At 46.3% G+C, this 16,828-nt stretch carries 16 protein-coding genes; 7 read left to right on the top strand and 9 right to left on the bottom strand.

Translation table 11 applies throughout. The features are described 5' to 3' along the window. Positions 1-291 precede the first annotated feature (291 nt). The gene (locus QMA41_RS19975) at positions 292-1,197 is read right to left on the bottom strand and encodes a hydrogen peroxide-inducible genes activator (RefSeq protein WP_281630425.1); all 906 of its coding nucleotides are present in this window, start codon (positions 1,195-1,197) and stop codon (positions 292-294) included. Positions 1,198-1,395: 198 nt separating this feature from the next. Here QMA41_RS19975 and QMA41_RS19980 point away from each other — a divergent pair, with 198 nt between their 5' ends. Both QMA41_RS19980 and dapD read left to right on the top strand, forming a co-directional pair. Beyond that, positions 1,396-2,004, top strand: a complete 609-nt coding sequence (locus tag QMA41_RS19980; RefSeq protein WP_019274128.1) for a peroxiredoxin C — start codon at positions 1,396-1,398, stop codon at positions 2,002-2,004. A 341-nt stretch (positions 2,005-2,345) separates the two neighbouring features. After that, entirely contained in the window at positions 2,346-3,377 is a 1,032-nt protein-coding gene (dapD, locus tag QMA41_RS19985) for a 2,3,4,5-tetrahydropyridine-2,6-dicarboxylate N-succinyltransferase (protein WP_281630426.1), read from the top strand. A 100-nt stretch (positions 3,378-3,477) separates the two neighbouring features. Here the strand turns inward: dapD and QMA41_RS19990 are convergent, their stop codons facing one another. Then, positions 3,478-4,662, bottom strand: a complete 1,185-nt coding sequence (locus QMA41_RS19990) for an NnrS family protein (RefSeq protein WP_281630427.1) — start codon at positions 4,660-4,662, stop codon at positions 3,478-3,480. A gap of 227 nt (positions 4,663-4,889) precedes the next feature. Here QMA41_RS19990 and QMA41_RS19995 point away from each other — a divergent pair, with 227 nt between their 5' ends. Together QMA41_RS19995 and QMA41_RS20000 are read left to right on the top strand one after the other, a co-directional pair. After that, the gene (locus QMA41_RS19995) at positions 4,890-5,192 is read left to right on the top strand and encodes a PTS fructose transporter subunit IIB (protein ID WP_006959770.1); all 303 of its coding nucleotides are present in this window, start codon (positions 4,890-4,892) and stop codon (positions 5,190-5,192) included. Beyond that, on the top strand, positions 5,189-5,965 hold the full coding sequence (locus QMA41_RS20000) for a PTS sugar transporter subunit IIA (protein WP_281630428.1): 777 nt from the start codon (positions 5,189-5,191) through the stop codon (positions 5,963-5,965). Before QMA41_RS19995 ends, QMA41_RS20000 begins: the two co-directional genes overlap by 4 nt. Here the strand turns inward: QMA41_RS20000 and QMA41_RS20005 are convergent. Then, on the bottom strand, positions 5,962-6,804 hold the full coding sequence (locus tag QMA41_RS20005; RefSeq protein WP_019274123.1) for an AraC family transcriptional regulator: 843 nt from the start codon (positions 6,802-6,804) through the stop codon (positions 5,962-5,964). The two genes, QMA41_RS20000 and QMA41_RS20005, sit on opposite strands and share 4 nt — an antisense overlap. Positions 6,805-7,145: 341 nt before the next feature. Here QMA41_RS20005 and QMA41_RS20010 point away from each other — a divergent pair, with 341 nt between their 5' ends. Next, a complete protein-coding gene (locus tag QMA41_RS20010; RefSeq protein WP_281630429.1) occupies positions 7,146-9,041 on the top strand; it encodes a fructose-specific PTS transporter subunit EIIC in 1,896 nt (631 codons plus the stop codon). 122 nt (positions 9,042-9,163) lie between these two features. Next, the gene (locus tag QMA41_RS20015; RefSeq protein ID WP_281630430.1) at positions 9,164-9,718 is read left to right on the top strand and encodes a gamma-glutamylcyclotransferase family protein; all 555 of its coding nucleotides are present in this window, start codon (positions 9,164-9,166) and stop codon (positions 9,716-9,718) included. A 31-nt stretch (positions 9,719-9,749) separates the two neighbouring features. Here QMA41_RS20015 and QMA41_RS20020 read toward each other — a convergent pair whose 3' ends face one another. Next, complete coding sequence (locus tag QMA41_RS20020; RefSeq protein ID WP_281630431.1) at positions 9,750-10,382, bottom strand: porin family protein; 633 nt, start codon at positions 10,380-10,382, stop codon at positions 9,750-9,752. Between the two features lie 165 nt (positions 10,383-10,547). After that, positions 10,548-10,880, bottom strand: a complete 333-nt coding sequence (locus tag QMA41_RS20025; RefSeq protein ID WP_281630432.1) for a tRNA-binding protein — start codon at positions 10,878-10,880, stop codon at positions 10,548-10,550. A 164-nt stretch (positions 10,881-11,044) separates the two neighbouring features. Between QMA41_RS20025 and QMA41_RS20030 the strand changes: the two genes are divergently transcribed. Further along, a complete protein-coding gene (locus QMA41_RS20030) occupies positions 11,045-12,043 on the top strand; it encodes a substrate-binding domain-containing protein (protein ID WP_082313489.1) in 999 nt (332 codons plus the stop codon). Positions 12,044-12,098: 55 nt separating this feature from the next. Here QMA41_RS20030 and galM read toward each other — a convergent pair whose 3' ends face one another. The 4 genes from galM to galE form a co-directional block, all read right to left on the bottom strand. After that, complete coding sequence (gene galM / locus QMA41_RS20035; RefSeq protein WP_281630433.1) at positions 12,099-13,157, bottom strand: galactose-1-epimerase; 1,059 nt, start codon at positions 13,155-13,157, stop codon at positions 12,099-12,101. 9 nt (positions 13,158-13,166) lie between these two features. Next, positions 13,167-14,327, bottom strand: a complete 1,161-nt coding sequence (gene galK, locus QMA41_RS20040; protein ID WP_281630434.1) for a galactokinase — start codon at positions 14,325-14,327, stop codon at positions 13,167-13,169. A gap of 111 nt (positions 14,328-14,438) precedes the next feature. Next, complete coding sequence (locus QMA41_RS20045; protein ID WP_281630435.1) at positions 14,439-15,491, bottom strand: UDP-glucose--hexose-1-phosphate uridylyltransferase; 1,053 nt, start codon at positions 15,489-15,491, stop codon at positions 14,439-14,441. 61 nt (positions 15,492-15,552) lie between these two features. Beyond that, the gene (gene galE / locus QMA41_RS20050; protein WP_281630436.1) at positions 15,553-16,572 is read right to left on the bottom strand and encodes a UDP-glucose 4-epimerase GalE; all 1,020 of its coding nucleotides are present in this window, start codon (positions 16,570-16,572) and stop codon (positions 15,553-15,555) included. Between the last annotated feature and the right edge of the window lie 256 nt (positions 16,573-16,828).

The raw sequence follows: 16,828 nt of genomic DNA on the forward strand, positions 1-16,828 counted from the left end.
AAATTAGAGCTGTAAAACCGTTTCAAACACGCGTTTAACTTACGAGTAAATCAGGCATCGCTTTATCAGACAGGGGATTTCGTGGCAATTACGGAGGCGGGTCAAACAGAGTGTTTTTAGTGAGCTGTAAAATTGACACTGTGAAATTTCACAATTTAATGAAAGCTTCATCAAGATTTCTTTGTAAAATTTTACAAGTTAAAGTTCACCAACAGAATAAAATGCTAAAAAGCACACTAAAACTAGTGTACTTTTGGAAGGTATCATCGAGATTTGGTCTAATACTTATCGCTAAAGCAGCTCTGACACGACTTGTGCCAGTTGATTAAAAGTATTCACTCTTGAAGAACTAGGGCGCCAAACTAGCCCAATATGGCGATGTGCTTGCTGCCCAGGAGCATCAACAACCACTAAGTTCTGGTTATCAATCAACCCGTGATCGATTGCCATCTGGGGGATAAAGGTGGTTCCTAACCCATTGGCAACCATCTGAACCAAGGTATGTAAACTGGTTGCCGAGAATGGGTTAATCTTCTCTTTCTTAGTCAGCTGACAAGCAGAAACGGCATGTTCTGTTAGGCAGTGTTCTTTTTCCAGTAAGAACACAAACTCATCAGGCAGGTCATCGTACTTAATCGGAGTCTGAATCGCGTCGGCCTGATTACGGCTGATGATCATCCGAAATGGATCATTACCAACGATTTTGCTTTCCATACCATCTATATCAACTGGCAAAGCTAAGATAAGTACATCTAATTCACCGTGGCGCAGCGCCGCCAGTAAATTGGTTGTGGTGTCTTCTCTTAGCAGTAAATTCAGTAAAGGAAAGCGCTGGTTCACTTCCTGCACCAAATCACAGAGTAAAAAAGGCGCAATGGTTGGAATACAACCCACACGCAATTGCCCTTCCATTTCATCTCCCTGACAAAGACGACCAAGTTCCACCAGATCTTGTCCTTTTGCCAGAAGTTCACGCCCTTGTTGGACAATTTGCTCTCCCGCCAGTGTAAACACTAATGGGCTTTTCTTATCTTTCTTCTCATAAAGAGGGCAACCAATCAGTTCTTCAAGGTTTTGAATACCTTTACTGAGCGTTGACTGACTCACGAAGCACCGTTCTGCCGCCTCACTAAAGTGGCGTGTTTCGTGAAGGGTTATCAAATAATGTAATTGCTTGAGGCTAGGCCACTTATTCATAATTCTATATGTAACTACTGCTCATCCAGTGATCAAGATAATGGTTTAGCATTATCGCTTTTTTCGATTAACTCAATCTATTTATTTCGCTTTTTTCCATACTACAATCTGTACTATAGTTTGTCGCGTACAAACACGGACCAAACCAAAAACGAATCAATTGGTTTGGAACTAACCATATATTTTAGGAGCAAAAAAATGGTACTAGTAGGTCGTCAAGCCCCAGATTTTACTGCTGCAGCTGTTCTAGGTAACGGTGAGATCGTTGATAACTTCAACTTTGCAGAGTTCACTAAAGGTAAGAAAGCGGTTGTTTTCTTCTACCCACTAGATTTCACTTTCGTTTGCCCATCTGAGCTAATCGCTTTCGACAACCGTCTAGCTGATTTCCAAGCTAAAGGTGTTGAAGTAATCGGTGTTTCTATCGATTCTCAGTTCTCTCACAACGCATGGCGTAACACTGCTATCGAAGATGGCGGTATCGGTCAAGTTAAGTACCCACTAGTTGCTGACGTTAAGCACGAAATCTGTAAAGCATACGACGTTGAGCACCCAGAAGCAGGCGTTGCTTTCCGTGGTTCTTTCCTAATCGACGAAGAAGGCGTTGTACGTCACCAAGTTGTTAACGACCTACCACTAGGCCGTAACATCGACGAAATGCTACGCATGGTTGACGCTCTAAACTTCCACCAGAAGAACGGTGAAGTATGTCCTGCACAGTGGGAAGAAGGTAAAGCAGGTATGGACGCATCTCCAAAAGGTGTTGCAGCGTTCCTATCTGAGCACGCAGAAGACCTAAGCAAGTAATTTTGCTTTCGCACCCAAGCTCAACGGGTGTCTTGGTTGGACAATATAAAGCTAAAAAGCAAACGCCAATCAGTTTAAAGTAAAGTCTTATTTAAAGAGCCCGAAACTCAGTTTCGGGCTCTTTTTATTTTGCTTTCACACTCAATGACCATTATCGCCCTCACAACTTACCTATATAGATAAAAAGACAAGATATCGCTAAAGAGACAAAACGTATCGACCTACAGACTTTATCTGTTTCTGCTCTTTAAAGTCGAAAAAGCTCTCTTTATGATGAACTCAACTGATTTGGAGGAAGAGTTCACTCTTCCAGACTGACGATTACTACACGGAGATTTAACATGGCTTACTTTTCTCTAGCCTTCGGTACGGCAACCAAAAACCGCGATGGAAAAATCATTGAAGCATTTTTCCCGAACCCAGTTCTTAACCCGTCTGACGCACTGGTAGACGCAGTCGCAAAAGTAGCAGGTTACGAGCAAGGCAACCAAGCGTTCGAAATCTCTGCGGCACAAAGTGCTGAACTTGCTGGTGCATTCGAAGCAAACGGTGATGCTGCAAACGCCTCATTCGCAGCTAAAGCTGCGGAGTCTTCACAACCGCTAGTACTTGTTGTTCTTGCTGCAGATGAGAAGCCAGCTTCTGTTGCTGAAGGCTTCCTGAAGCTTCAGCTTATCTCTAACCGCCTAGTTCAACCCCACGGTACTGTGCTTGACGGTATCTTTGGCCTACTGCACAACATTGCGTGGACCAACGAAGGCCCTATCGATCTGCCAGAACTGGCTGATCGCCAAATTGAAGCACGCCTAGCAGGCCGCAACCTATCTGTCGATTGTGTCGACAAATTCCCTAAAATGGTTGATTACGTTGTACCTGCTGGTGTGCGTATCGCTGATACTTCACGTGTTCGCCTTGGCGCTCACGTTGGCGAAGGCACAACCGTTATGCATGAAGGTTTCATCAACTTCAATGCGGGTACAACGGGTGTGAGCATGGTTGAAGGCCGTATCTCTGCTGGCGTTGTGGTTGGTAACGGCTCTGATATCGGTGGCGGTGCTTCAATCATGGGTACGCTATCTGGTGGTGGTTCAGTTGTCGTTTCTATCGGTGAAAGTTCACTGTTAGGCGCAAACGCAGGCCTTGGTTTCCCACTGGGCGATCGTTGTACGGTTGAGTCTGGTCTGTATGTCACTGCGGGTGCTAAGGTTCGTATGCTGGATTCAGAAGGCAACGAAGTGGAAGTGGTGAAAGCACGCGACCTAGCTGGCGTGTCTGACTTGCTGTTCCGTCGCAACTCAGTAACTGGTCAAATTGAATGTCTGGCGAACAAAACTGCAGTAGAGCTGAATTCTGAGCTACACAGCAATAACTAAGCTGGTAGCTGAACAGAAAAAGGGTTGATGTATATGCATCAACCCTTTTTATTTTTCTGCTAAGTGAATCGATCAGCGCGCGAATGCAGCCGTTAGCTACTTAACCTGGATGACCGTCAACTCTCGCTTTTAGCAACATAGGGCCAAACTTAATCACATACAGAGTAAACGCCAGCACCCACAACAACCCGCTGATATCGATCATCAACATCATTTGGGCTGGCCACAGAACTACACCAACACTACGAACTAACGCAGCTGCCGTCAGCATAGCGAATGCTAACGCCATATTTGGCCCCTGATAAATTGCTCGCCCAGTATGTCCCATGGTTACACGAGCGATCATCGCCAGTATCAAACCACCGAGCGCTCCAATCGCAAACAGATGCAACATATTGTGGCCCGCAAATGGGTTATCGAGTACCCCTCTCAATAATAGGCTGACCGGAATACACAAGTAAGCTAAATGTAGTGCCCATACCAGCGGCTCTTTAACGGTGCGCCACGGCTGCCATCTCATCACACGTACTAAATGTGCTAAACCGGAAATGACCATCAGAGAAGGCCCAAGCTGAGCAAAAGTGACAGGGAAAAAGCTCAGAATAAATAAACTGACCAGCGGGAGGTTTGCCGTCCATTCTAGCCAAGTCATCGGCTGTGGTTTCTCAAAATTAAATCGCCGAGCTGTGAAGAATGGAATCACTCGCCCGCCCATTACCGACAGTAAAATCGTAAACCACCACAACATTGCTTGCCAGACCGCCGAAGAAGGAAACGGCGGCATCCCCTTGATGGTCGCGTAGCTGGCAAAATTCGCCACAATCGCCAAAACAAATAAAGGCACAAAGAACAGATTTTTCCACCCTTTGGCTTTGATCACTCGACTGCCAACTTCATAAGCAGCAAAAGCGATAAACAGAGCCTCTATCGATGAAATCAACCACAAAGGCGCAGGTGTCCAGAACAGCACACGCGGAAGTAGCCACAAGCCAACCAATACCGCCAATCTATGGTGCTTGGTGCCATTGATTCCCGTCCAGTTTTGGACTGCGGTCAAGACAAACCCCACCACAATCGCCATCGAGAAGCCAAACAGCATCTCATGCACATGCCACCACAAAGCCGGTACCTTTAACGTCGCAGGCTGGCCGTTTTGAAACATCCATACCCACAAGGCGACAGCAATAACAGCATAAACGGCCCCAAGCAAAAAGAAGGGCCGGAACCCCAGACGTAAAATCGGCGGAATGGCTTCTTCGACTTTTTTGTCAGTAATATTGAGCACAATGGTCACTCCAAATATTGAATCTAACTATCTAACAGCAATATTCATTCCAGTGTTAAATCAACCGAAATTCAATATGTTAAGAAAAACTCGTGTCTTTATGACCCTACAAAATAAGGTCATAAAGACACATAAGAGTAATAAGAATACAAATTTTGAAGATCTGGATCATTGACCCAAGTCGTCAGAAGTTGACAATAACCCACCTGGACATTGTGAGGTTTTAGATGAAAATTGTTGCTGTAACCGCCTGCCCTACCGGTATTGCTCATACTTACATGGCTGCCGATGCATTGAGTAAAGCTGCACCTAAAAAAGGCTTGCAGATCAAGGTCGAAACTCAGGGTGCAATGGGGATTGAAAACCCTCTCTCCGCTCAAGATATCATGCGCGCAGATTTAGTTCTGATTGCTTCAGATATAGAAATAGAACAGCGGGCGCGCTTCACTGGTTGTAAAATCCATGTTGTTACTATTGAAGAAGTGCTGACCAATGTTGACGCCGTGCTCGACAGGTGCAAATCACTGTGATTGAGCGTCGCATTACGTTCGTTCTTCCTGAGGATGGATTTGCCAGTTGGAAAATCAATCGCCTCAAGGCCTTGAGCGGGATGTTTCGCTCGGTAGTCGTGTTACTTAATGTCACCAAGTGGGAAAGAGCCAATATCGAGCACCCGTTACAGGTCATGTCGTTGGGCAGTCAGGAGTTCGATTTATGTCAGATACACATTGAAGGCTCCGATGCGGAATTGGCCTGCATGGTGTTTACCAATTTCATCAGCGATCAGTTCACCTTGGTCAATACTGCGCATAAGAGTAACCAATTAACCAATATTGCGCTGCTCAGCAATCTGCCTACTTTTCATCTTGATTTTCCACTTAGCTACTTACACCACCACAGTGATGTTGACACTAAGTCAGCGGCATTCAGCCTCGCGACAAAATGTATTACCAGCTCAAACCCTGCTTTGATATGCGAGCAGTTTGCTCAGCGAGAGCAAACCTCTTCAACTGCTATTGGGCATGGTATCGCCCTTCCTCACATCATGAGTGAAGCGATTGATATCCCAAGTGTCAGCATTGTGTCGCTGACAGAAGAATTAGACTGGAACTCTCCAGCTCAGGGTGGCGTCAGCATGATCATCGCTATCGCTTTACCACATAACGCTTCACGTGATGTGTTGCTAGCCTTTACGCACCTGACTCGCTCATTGCTGGATCCAGACTATTGCCAGTTGCTGCGTACCAGCCACGAACCACAAGCGTTAAAAGCACTTCTTACCCATAAGCTGGCACAAGCCTAACTCGCCCGATATTCGCTCGGCGTCATACCGACTTTGTTCTTAAACACCCGAAAAAAATAGTTGGCATCTGCGTAACCACAACGGTTTGCCACTTCCTGTAGACGGAAGTCATAGCGCTTGAGCATAAACTTAGCACGGTCAATTCGAACCCAGGTGATGTAGTCAGCCAGTGTCATATGCCCTTGTTGGCGAAACAAGCGCGACAAGTGATTGGGGGAAATGTTAAACCGCGAAGCAATCGACGTCCGGGTAATCGCCCGATGAAAATTCTCTTGAATATAAATACAAATCCCTTGGTAAAGATCTTCACTATGGCTTTTCGAACTGCCATCAGGCTTTTGTAGCATTGACTGGCAGTAGCTGAGCAGAGCCACCAGCAAATGTTCATCCATCGGAGCTTTTTGAGGTTCCTGAGCTAGTGCGTTCAATGCCTGTAAAATATGGTCGACCGCGTGGCCAGTTCGGGTCGGTACAGAATATTTCTGGATGTCATAGAAACCGCTTTCCCCCGCACGCTTGCTCACCAAGCTAAAACCTAACTGGCGACGGCCAAACAGCAAACTCAGTACCGAGCATTCGTTTTCCCAGTTCGGTTTATTCCAACAGTTAGGAGGAATATAGAGTGCATCTCCACTCAATACGCTAATGTCCGCAATCCCTTGTTCAGGATCTTCAAGTTGATTGAGGTACTCGCCACTTAAAACGAGCTCAAGCCGTGGAAAGTTCACCTGATAGCTAAAAGCCGGGGGCGTGAGTTTGTCTGCAGCAAACCAGATACGACTAAAATGCTCCCGTTCATGAATAACATTATCGAGTAACTCATGGAATATATGGCTCATAGTCCCTCTCAAACAATCACTTTTCGTGACTTCCATCAACAAAAAAGCAGTAAAAATTGAGGTTACTATACTCTAGTTTTTACGATTTGTATTTTTCCTTCCAAAGATAGAAACACTCAATAAAAACAATTAAATACATGATATTTAAAGATTAATACCAAACAAAATAAACTAATTACACTTAAATCAATAATTGAGTTCGATCACACTCCAAATCCATAGTTACAATAATCCAGTAAATGCATTTCTGGTACACTAAAAATCCTTGACTTAATCCCCCACAATTACCCTCAGATAAAAAACAAGTTCCGCACAGATCGGAACCAATCGGGGTAAACGAGATGATCACAGACTTAATCAATCAAGAGTTGATTTGCTTAGATCTCCAAGCAACAACCAAGCAAGAAGTATTCGAAGAACTGATCGAACTGCTGAGCAACAACCACCGCATCAGCGACAAAGCGCAATTCCTCAGTGATATTCAGGCTCGAGAAGAGATTGGCAACACAGGCTTTGAAGATGGCGTCGCGCTGCCTCATGCCAAAAGTGCCGCGGTTTCCCAACCCGCTGTCGCGATTGGTATTAGCCGCCAAGGGATAGAATACGGCGCAGAAGACGGTCAGCCGAGTAAACTATTTTTCATGATTGCCTCTCCTGATGGCGGTGCAGATCATCACATCGAGGTGCTGGCTGAACTCTCTTCCAAACTGATCGAAGACGGTTTTATTGAACGTTTTATGCAGGCCAGTTCTTCTGAAGAAGCGTTAGAATTACTGCTCGCCAAACCACAAGATCAGCAAGACAACCCAGAAGCCGATCAAGGCTTTTTAATCGGTGTTACCGGCTGCCCAGCAGGTGTTGCGCACACATACCTAGCCGCCGAAGCCTTAGAAAAAGGCGCCGCTGAACTTGGCTATCAAATCAAGGTCGAAACCAATGGCTCTATCGGGGTCAAAAACACGCCGAGTTCAGAAGAGATAGCTAAGGCTGACGCGATCATTGTCGCCTGTGACAAACAGGTTGATATGAATCGTTTCGCGGGAAAAAAGGTCATCACGACAGGCGTCAAAGCCCCTATCAGCGATGCTAAGGGTTTAATAAAAAATGCGCTACAAGCACCACTCTATACAGCGAGTGAAGAAAGCCAAACGACTGAAACAACCTCTTCGAATGCACGTAGCGATTTATACCGCTACCTGATGAACGGCGTTTCACACATGATTCCATTTGTGGTTACAGGTGGCCTACTGATCGCTCTCGCGCTGGCCATTGGTGGCGAGCCAACGTCAGCGGGAATGGCAATTCCTGAAGGCAGCATGTGGCAAAAAGTACTGGATGTCGGTGTGGTGTCGTTTACCTTGATGATCCCTATCTTGGCGGGATACATCGCCTATGCGATTGCAGACCGTCCAGGGCTCGCACCAGGATTAATCGGTGGCTGGATTGCCAACAATGGTTCTTTCTATGGTGCAGAAGCTGGCACAGGCTTTATCGGCGCCATCGTTGCAGGTTTACTGGTCGGCTATTTTGTTAAATGGCTGACGAGCATCAACTACCATAAATTTATTCAGCCATTGGTGCCTATTATGATTGCACCAATCCTAGGCTCTTTGTTTATCTCCAGCCTGTTTATCTTCGTAATTGGTGCACCCATTGCAAGCTTGATGGACGGCCTGAATGCGATGTTAGTCAGCATGAGTACTGGCAGTGTGATTCTGCTGGGTATTGTCTTAGGTGGTATGGCTGGTTTTGATATGGGCGGGCCGTTCAACAAAGTCGCGTTCTTGTTCTCCGTCGGTATGATCGCCAGTGGTCAGACACAATTTATGGGTGCCATGGCATGTGCGATTCCTGTAGCACCTCTTGGTATGGGTCTAGCCACATTCCTTGGTCGTAAATTCAATCTATTTGAAGAATCAGAAATCGAAGCTGGTAAAGCGGCTGGCGCCATGGGCCTGGTCGGTATCTCAGAGGGCGCAATTCCATTTGCCGCGCAAGACCCAATGTCTGTGATACCTGCTAACGTGCTTGGCTCCATGGTAGCGGCGGTAATGGCATTCTCATTTGGTATCACCAACAGCGTCGCGCACGGTGGTCCGGTTGTCGCATTACTTGGCGCAATGAACCTACCACTGATGGCTCTCGTTTGTATGGCGGCAGGTACAGTCGTGACCGCCCTGACCTGTATTTCACTTAAGAAGATGCGTAAAGCGAAAGCACAGCTAGCAACTGCTTAATCATTTAAGCACCTTAAGCGCCATCCCCCTATTTTGCGCGCTATTCAGACCCCGTTTTTACGGGGTCTTTTCTTTTGTGGTAAAAACCTTTAGGTTGTTTGTTGAACACAGAGGGAAATTACATGGCAATTTACATCTTTGGCTACGGCAGTTTAATGAACTCCGCATCGAGACAACTGACAGGAAAAACCGCGCAAGCTTTGCCTGCCATTGTTCATGGCTTCAAACGCTACTGGGGTAAAGTGGATGACAGTTATATCCTTTCGCCACTAGTAGTAAATAAAGGCGAAGGCTTAGTCAATGGAGTACTACTTGAAATCAGCGAAGATGAGCTGAGTGAGTTTGATGTTCGCGAGCGAGGCTACCATCGAGTGGAAGTGCTCCATTCACAGCTTGAGTGTGATAACCCGTTTCGTGCCAATGATCAGGTTTGGGTGTATATCAAAGACAACCCAGAGCCACCATGTAACCTGAGCCCTATCATGCAAACCTATGTCGATACCGTATTAGCAGGTTGTCTGGAAATTTCCGAACAGTTTGCCAAACAATTTATTGAGCACACCATCGGCTGGCACTTCCCAAGAGAAGATGACCGACATGCGCCTAAGTATGGCAACCTCGCCGGTGTAGAAGAACACCATTATCCGCTGATTGATAAACTAATAAAGGGAGCATAATGCTCCCTTTTCAATTCGGTAATACAAGCGGTTAGAACTTGTAGTCTATACCTAGGAACAAAGTATCCATATCAATATCGGCTCCATCCACATCTACATTAGTCACACGATAACCACCGTTTACAAACCAATTGTTGTTGATCGCATATCCCATTTCAGCACCATAGCTGAATCCAGTATCGGAACGTGACTGACTTATTCTTGCTGTAACAGATTGATTTACAACAGCTTCAGCATCAAGATCAGTTTTATATGTACCTACACCGATTAAAGCACCTAAATAGAATTTTGAACCTGAAACAAAATACTTCGGCTTAAGGTTTAGTGACAGTGCATAAATGTCTGTACTTGCTTTAATGCTTGAATCACTGCTATATACCAAGTCAAATTTGCCATAGTCAACAAACTCCGCTTCAACACCAACGATAAAATCCTCTACGATCTTAAAGTTATACCCTAGAGAAACAGAAGCACTCGTTGACGAAACTTCGTTTGATTTAGTCCCGTCTTCATCGGAAACTAGATCTGTATCAATGATATCTGCACCTAGATACCAGCCATTTTCAAGGTAACCGCGTTCAGCCTGTTGTACATCTACGTTTTCCGCACCAACTGCCTGAAATGAAACTGCCGCGACTAGAGCCGCTAATAATTTTTTATTCATTATAATTCCTATATATCTTGAACTACTTCATAAAAGTTCGCGGGCGAATATAGGAATCCCACCAATAAATAAAACCATTGATATTTCATATAATGATCGATATCTCATTATTACTTTAAATATGAATGCTAATTGTACAGTCAGGCTAGCGATACAATCTCTAAGCTAAACAATACGCGTCCCCCTCGGCATTGATCGTTCTGGGGTCAGCAAAACACTTTCTGACTCATCATCGGTTTCAGCGCACAGCAACATACACTCAGAAGTTTCGCCACGCATCTTGGCTTTAGCAAGGTTACATAGCACCACCACTTCTTTGCCCATCAACTCTTGTTCCGTGTAATAAGGCACTAAGCTTGTGACCGTCTGCAGTCGCCTTTCCCCAACATCAATTTGAACAATGTACAGTTTGTCGGCGTTTTGATGGCGGGCAACTTCAATGATCTTGCCTGTTCGCATCTCCAGTTTTGAAAAATCAGTGTAAGCGATCGTATCCATGATAAAAACCCAAGTAAAATTTACTAAAAGATAACGTTTACACTAACACTTAACTCTTACAAAACAAGTGGTAAAGATCGCATTTATCGCAGTAAAAAGTATCTCAAATTGCTTCATTTTCACAAACAGTGTTTAATGTTCAAGTTCAACTTATGAGGTAAAGCATGGCAACGATAAAGGATGTGGCAAAAGAAGCGGGAGTCTCTATCGCAACGGTTTCACGCGTTATTAATAAATCCCCTAAAGCCAGCCAGTCATCCGTTGACTCAGTCACCAAAGCAATGGATAAGCTTGGTTATCGCCCCAACGCAGCAGCGCGTTCACTGGTCAGTCAAAGTACCAATACCATGGGTGTGCTGGTTAGTGATGTATCCGATCCGTTTTTCGGTACTTTAGTCAAAGCTGTTGACACGGTTGCTCATGAGCACGGTAAACATATTTTGATTGGCAATGGTTATCACGATGCTGAACAAGAGCGAAAAGCGATCGAACTTCTGATCAACAATCGCTGTGATGCCCTCGTCATCCACGCTAAAGGTCTCTCCGATGAAGAACTGATTGGCTACGCCAAAGAAGTCAAAGGTATGGTCATCATCAATCGTCATATTCCTCAATTGGCGGAACGTTGTATCTCGCTCGATAACCATAAAGGGGCTTACCTAGCAACGGAGTACTTGATTCGTCACGGTCATACCAAGATTGCCTGTGTCGCTTCTAACCACGGAATTGAAGATTCACAACAACGGGTTGAAGGCTATCTTGCCGCACTGCGAGATCATAATATTGAGTTGCCGAGTAGCTATATCGAATATGGTGAACCGAATAACGATGGTGGTGAAATTGCAATGACCAATCTGCTAACCAAATCGTTAGAGATCACTGGCGTTGTCGCATACAACGACTACATGGCCGCTGGCGCTTTGTCCGTTCTGGATGAAAATGGGATTCAGGTACCACAGCAGGTATCTATGATGGGGTTTGATGATGGATTGATCGCTCGCTACGTCCACCCTCGCTTGAGTACCGTGCGCTACCCAATTCAAATGATGGCAGATAAGGCCGCACGCCTTGCGTTGTCGTATGCTCGTCAAGAGCCTGTCGAGAATGACACCATTATCTTCTCGCCAACGGTGGTGCGACGAAATTCAGTTGAGCGGCTATAGCAATTAACAAAGAAGGCGCTGTCTCAGCGCCTTCTTGATACTAAACCTTCCATGTTTAACACTCAAAAGCGTAAACCGTCGAGTAACAGTACTCTTGATTCGGTTTGAGAATACAGCTCGGTTGAGGCCACTCTGGGTGGTTCGGTGAGTCAGGCAAAAATTGAGTTTCTAGCGCCACCCCAGCGTAGTCTGAATACGTGCTACCACTGCGGCTAGGTGTACCTTCTAACCAGTTTCCCGTATACAGTTGAAGCGCGGGTTTATCGGTGATTACACTCATCTTCACTTTGCCATCCTGACTCGATAAACGGGCGATAGGCTGACGTTTATTGCGTTTAGGATCGAAGTAGAAGCTGTGATCATACCCCTTAGCGATTTGCTGCTGCCCATCAAGTAAAAAGTCCTGACGAATGACTTTCTGCCATCTAAAGTCAAACCCAGTACCATCGACTAAAGACAATGAACCATGTGGAATGCCATCTTCGGATGTCGGCAAGTAATACTCTGCGTCGACTTGCAGAAGATGCTCACGTCCGTCAATACCGGATTCAGCACCATGAAGGTTAAAGTAGGCATGATTGGTTAAGTTGACCGGCGTTGCCTTATCGGTCGTTGCCAGATAACGAATCTCGACCTGATTGTCTTCGCTCAACGAATAGCAAACTGACGCATCTAAGTTGCCAGGAAACCCCTGCTCGCCGTCCTTAGACTGATAACTGAACACCACCTTGCTTTGACTTTGCTCGACAATTTTCCAGCGCACTTTATCCATTCCGACTGTGCCACCATGTAAGCAGTTACCAGCCTGATTGGTTGTGACCTGATGTGTCTTCCCTTCCAACTCAAAACAACCTTTGGCAATGCGGTTTGCGTAGCGCCCTACTGTTACCCCCAAGTAACTTTGTTGAGCTTGAAAGTCAGACATGGCCCCTACACCAAGTAAGACCTCGCGTTGCTCGCCGCACGCCAAAGGTAGCTGACAACTGAGCCAGGTGGCTCCGATGTCCATCAACACAATGCTGCCCCCTGCAGCATTGGTCAATTCCACAAGCTGAGCAGGCTGACCGTCAAAAGCAGGCTGCTCAGTCATTGTCACAAATAAGGATGATTTCATGGTTGGTCCTTATAAGGCTTCGACTAAGCCAGCACCACTTTTAGCCTGACAAACATAGATAGATTCTTTTAGCCCTGTCGCCGCGTGGTACTGGTTCTCAACCGCTTCCGTCACTTTGTCTACTAGTGAGGGTGGTACTAAAGCCACAATACAACCGCCGAAGCCACCACCTGTCATACGTACACCGCCTTGCTCACCAATCACGGACTTAACAATCTCAACTAAGGTGTCGACCTCAAACACAGTAATCTCAAAATCATCACGCATTGAAGCATGAGACTGAGCCATCAACTCTCCCATACGTTTAAGGTCATTGGTTCTTAATGCATCAGCGGCTTCAAGCGTACGGTCATTTTCAGTAATCACATGGCGAGCGCGTTTGGCAACAACGTCATCAAGCATGTCAGACTGTGCATTAAACTGCTCAATGGTGACATCACGTAACGCTTTAACACCGAAACGCTGTGCAGCGGTCTCACACTGCTCACGTCGGGTATTGTATTCACTCCCCACTAAACCGCGCTGTTTATTACTGTTAATGATCATCACTGCCACGTCTTCTGGCATAGAAACGGGCTGTGTTTCCAGAGAACGGCAATCCAGCAGCATGGCGTGGTTTTCCATTGCCTCAGCCGAAATCATCTGATCCATAATCCCACAGTTGCAGCCGACGAATTCGTTTTCTGCCTGTTGGCCATTAAGTGCAACTTCTGCCTGAGTCATTTCAAGGTTGTAGAGTACCTTTAACGTCTGACCAATCACGACTTCTAGTGCAGCCGAGGAACTCAGCCCAGCCCCCTGAGGGACGTTACCGCTCACGGCAAGATCAGCACCTTGGACGTCATAACCACGCTGCAGTAAAAACTTCACCACACCCCGGATGTAATTAGCCCACATCTTGTCCTGTTGGAAAGTGATCTCTTCAGCGAGGTCAAACTCATCCACCTGATTATCATAATCAACCGCAATGACACGGACTCGACTGTCATCTCGTTTTGCAGCCGCCACTACCGTCTGATAGTTAATGGCACATGGTAGGACAAAACCATCATTGTAGTCGGTGTGCTCTCCAATCAGGTTAACTCGACCAGGCGCCTGAATGATGTGGCTGGGTTGGTAATTCAGCACCTGTTTAAACGATGCTTTTACTGCTTGAGTGAGTTCTGACATATTAAATTCCTAGCCTTAAGTTGTTAGTTTTCAGTGATCAATTGTCACCACCGAAAATTTGATTCGTCACATCTCTATTGGGTAAAGGTTACCGCTCAAAGTAGAGCGGAATTATCCTTCTTTGTAGTGCACATCACTGACGTCACGCAGGCGCTGCGCTGCTTGTTCAGCAGTCAAGTCACGTTGACTCTCCGCGAGCATCTCGTACCCGACCATAAACTTACGCACTGAGGCACTGCGCAATAGTGGCGGGTAGAACAACGCATGCAATTGCCAATGTTCGATATCCGTTCCCTGTTCAAAGAAAGGCGCGTAATGCCAACCCATGGAATATGGAAAAGAGCACTGGAACAGGTTGTCATAACGGCTAGTGAGTTTTTTGATTGCTACGGCAAGATCATCACGCTGCGCTTCGCTCAGCTCATTCATGCGGCGGATATGAGTTTTCGGCAATAACATGCTCTCAAACGGCCAAGCCGCCCAGTACGGCACCAATGCCACCCAATGTTCGGTTTCGACCACAATGCGTGAGCCATCTTTGAGTTCAGCGCCCACATAATCGACCAGAAGATTGGAACCATGTTCGTCGTAATACGTTTTTAAGTGATGCTCTTTACATTCAATTTCATTGGGTAAAAAGCTATTGGCCCAGATTTGTCCGTGCGGGTGAGGCTGTGAACAGCCCATGGTTTCGCCCTTGTTCTCAAACGCTTGTACCCATACGTACTCTTGACCCAGTTCTTCAATTTGTTCATTCCAGGTATCAATAACACCGCGGATCTTTTCCAGTGGCAGCTCTGGCAATGTTTTGCTGTGGTCTGGAGAAAAACAGATCACTCGACTTAATCCGCGAGCACCCTGAGTTTTAAACAATGGGCTATTAGATTGCGGTGCCTCAGGCGAGTCCGTCATCAAAGCGGCAAAATCATTGGTAAACACATACGTCCCCTGATAATCCGGATTGACATCACCAGAGATTCTCTCGTTTGTCGGACACAGAAAACATTTCTCGTCATAGCGCGGAAGCTCATCAACCGCTGGACTTTCATCAGCACCACTCCAAGGGCGTTTCGCTCTGTGTGGTGAGACCAATATCCACTGACCTGTCAGTGGGTTGTAGCGGCGATGTGGGTGATCCACAGGGTTAAACTCAATCTTCGACATCTCAATTACTCAACTTAAAAAACTCAATCTTGTTCTGCATTTCAATCAGGATCAGTTGCACCTAAACATCGGGATACCCGGACGGGTTGTCCGATTGCCAGCGCCAAGTATCCGCGCTCATCTCCGCCACACTGCGCGTCGCTTTCCAGCCCAGTTCCTGTTCGGCCTTTTCAGTGCTTGCCCAACACTCCGCAATGTCACCCGGTCGACGCGGACACAACTCGTAAGGCACTGGCTTTCCACAAGCGGAACCAAACGCATCCACCATCTCAAGTACGCTGGAACCTCGGCCCGTACCCAAGTTATAGATGTGTAACCCGGCTTGTTCACCGACTGACTTTAAGGCCGCAATATGTCCATCGGCTAAATCCATAACATGAATATAATCACGTACTCCGGTGCCATCTGGGGTTGGATAATCATCACCAAACACCGATAACTTTTCTCGGCGCCCAACGGCCACTTGAGCAATGAATGGCATCAAATTGTTTGGGATGCCTTGCGGGTCTTCACCCATGGTGCCGGACGGATGAGCCCCGACCGGGTTGAAGTAACGCAGTAAGGTAATACTCCAGCTATCATCGGCTGCGAAAAGATCACTCAAGCATTGCTCCACCATATATTTGCTGCGGCCATAAGGGTTGGTCGTGGCGCCAGTTGGCGAGTCTTCCGTAATCGGTACCACCTCAGGGTCGCCATAAACGGTCGCGGACGAACTGAAGACGATGCTCTTTACACCAGCTTTGCGCATCGCACGCGCCAGCACCAAAGAGCCATTCACGTTGTTGTCGTAGTACTCAAGTGGTTTTTGGACTGACTCCCCCACTGCTTTCAGACCAGCGAAGTGAATGACCGCGTCAATCTGATGCTGCTCAAAAACGCTATCCAGAAAAGCTTCGTCACGAATGTCGCCCGGATGAAAACACGGTCGCTGGCCTGTAAGCGCTTCGATTCGATCTAACACCGCCTGTTTCGCATTACATAAGTTATCAATGATGATCGGTTCCATGCCCGCTTCAATCATCTGCACGCAGGTATGACTGCCGATGTAACCCATTCCACCTGTGACTAGTACTTTCACTCTTGCCTCTCTGTCTAAACGCCTAGTGTGTGATCTTCGGTTCGCTAAAAGTCTAGCAATCAACAAGGATCACTTTCCGTGATCAAATTCGCATTGTGTAAACGTTTCCATTAGTTATCATTTAGACTCACATATAACCAATCAGGTAAAAGCGGATAGGTAAATGCAACATTGTTGAGTTTAATCAGTGGGATACTTGTTCACAGTGACACTCTGTTGCCTTACACATTCCTGGTCAGAAATTTTTACTAAAAAT

It is taken from the genome of Vibrio sp. St2 (assembly GCF_947311885.1).
Lineage (GTDB): Bacteria > Pseudomonadota > Gammaproteobacteria > Enterobacterales > Vibrionaceae > Vibrio > Vibrio coralliilyticus.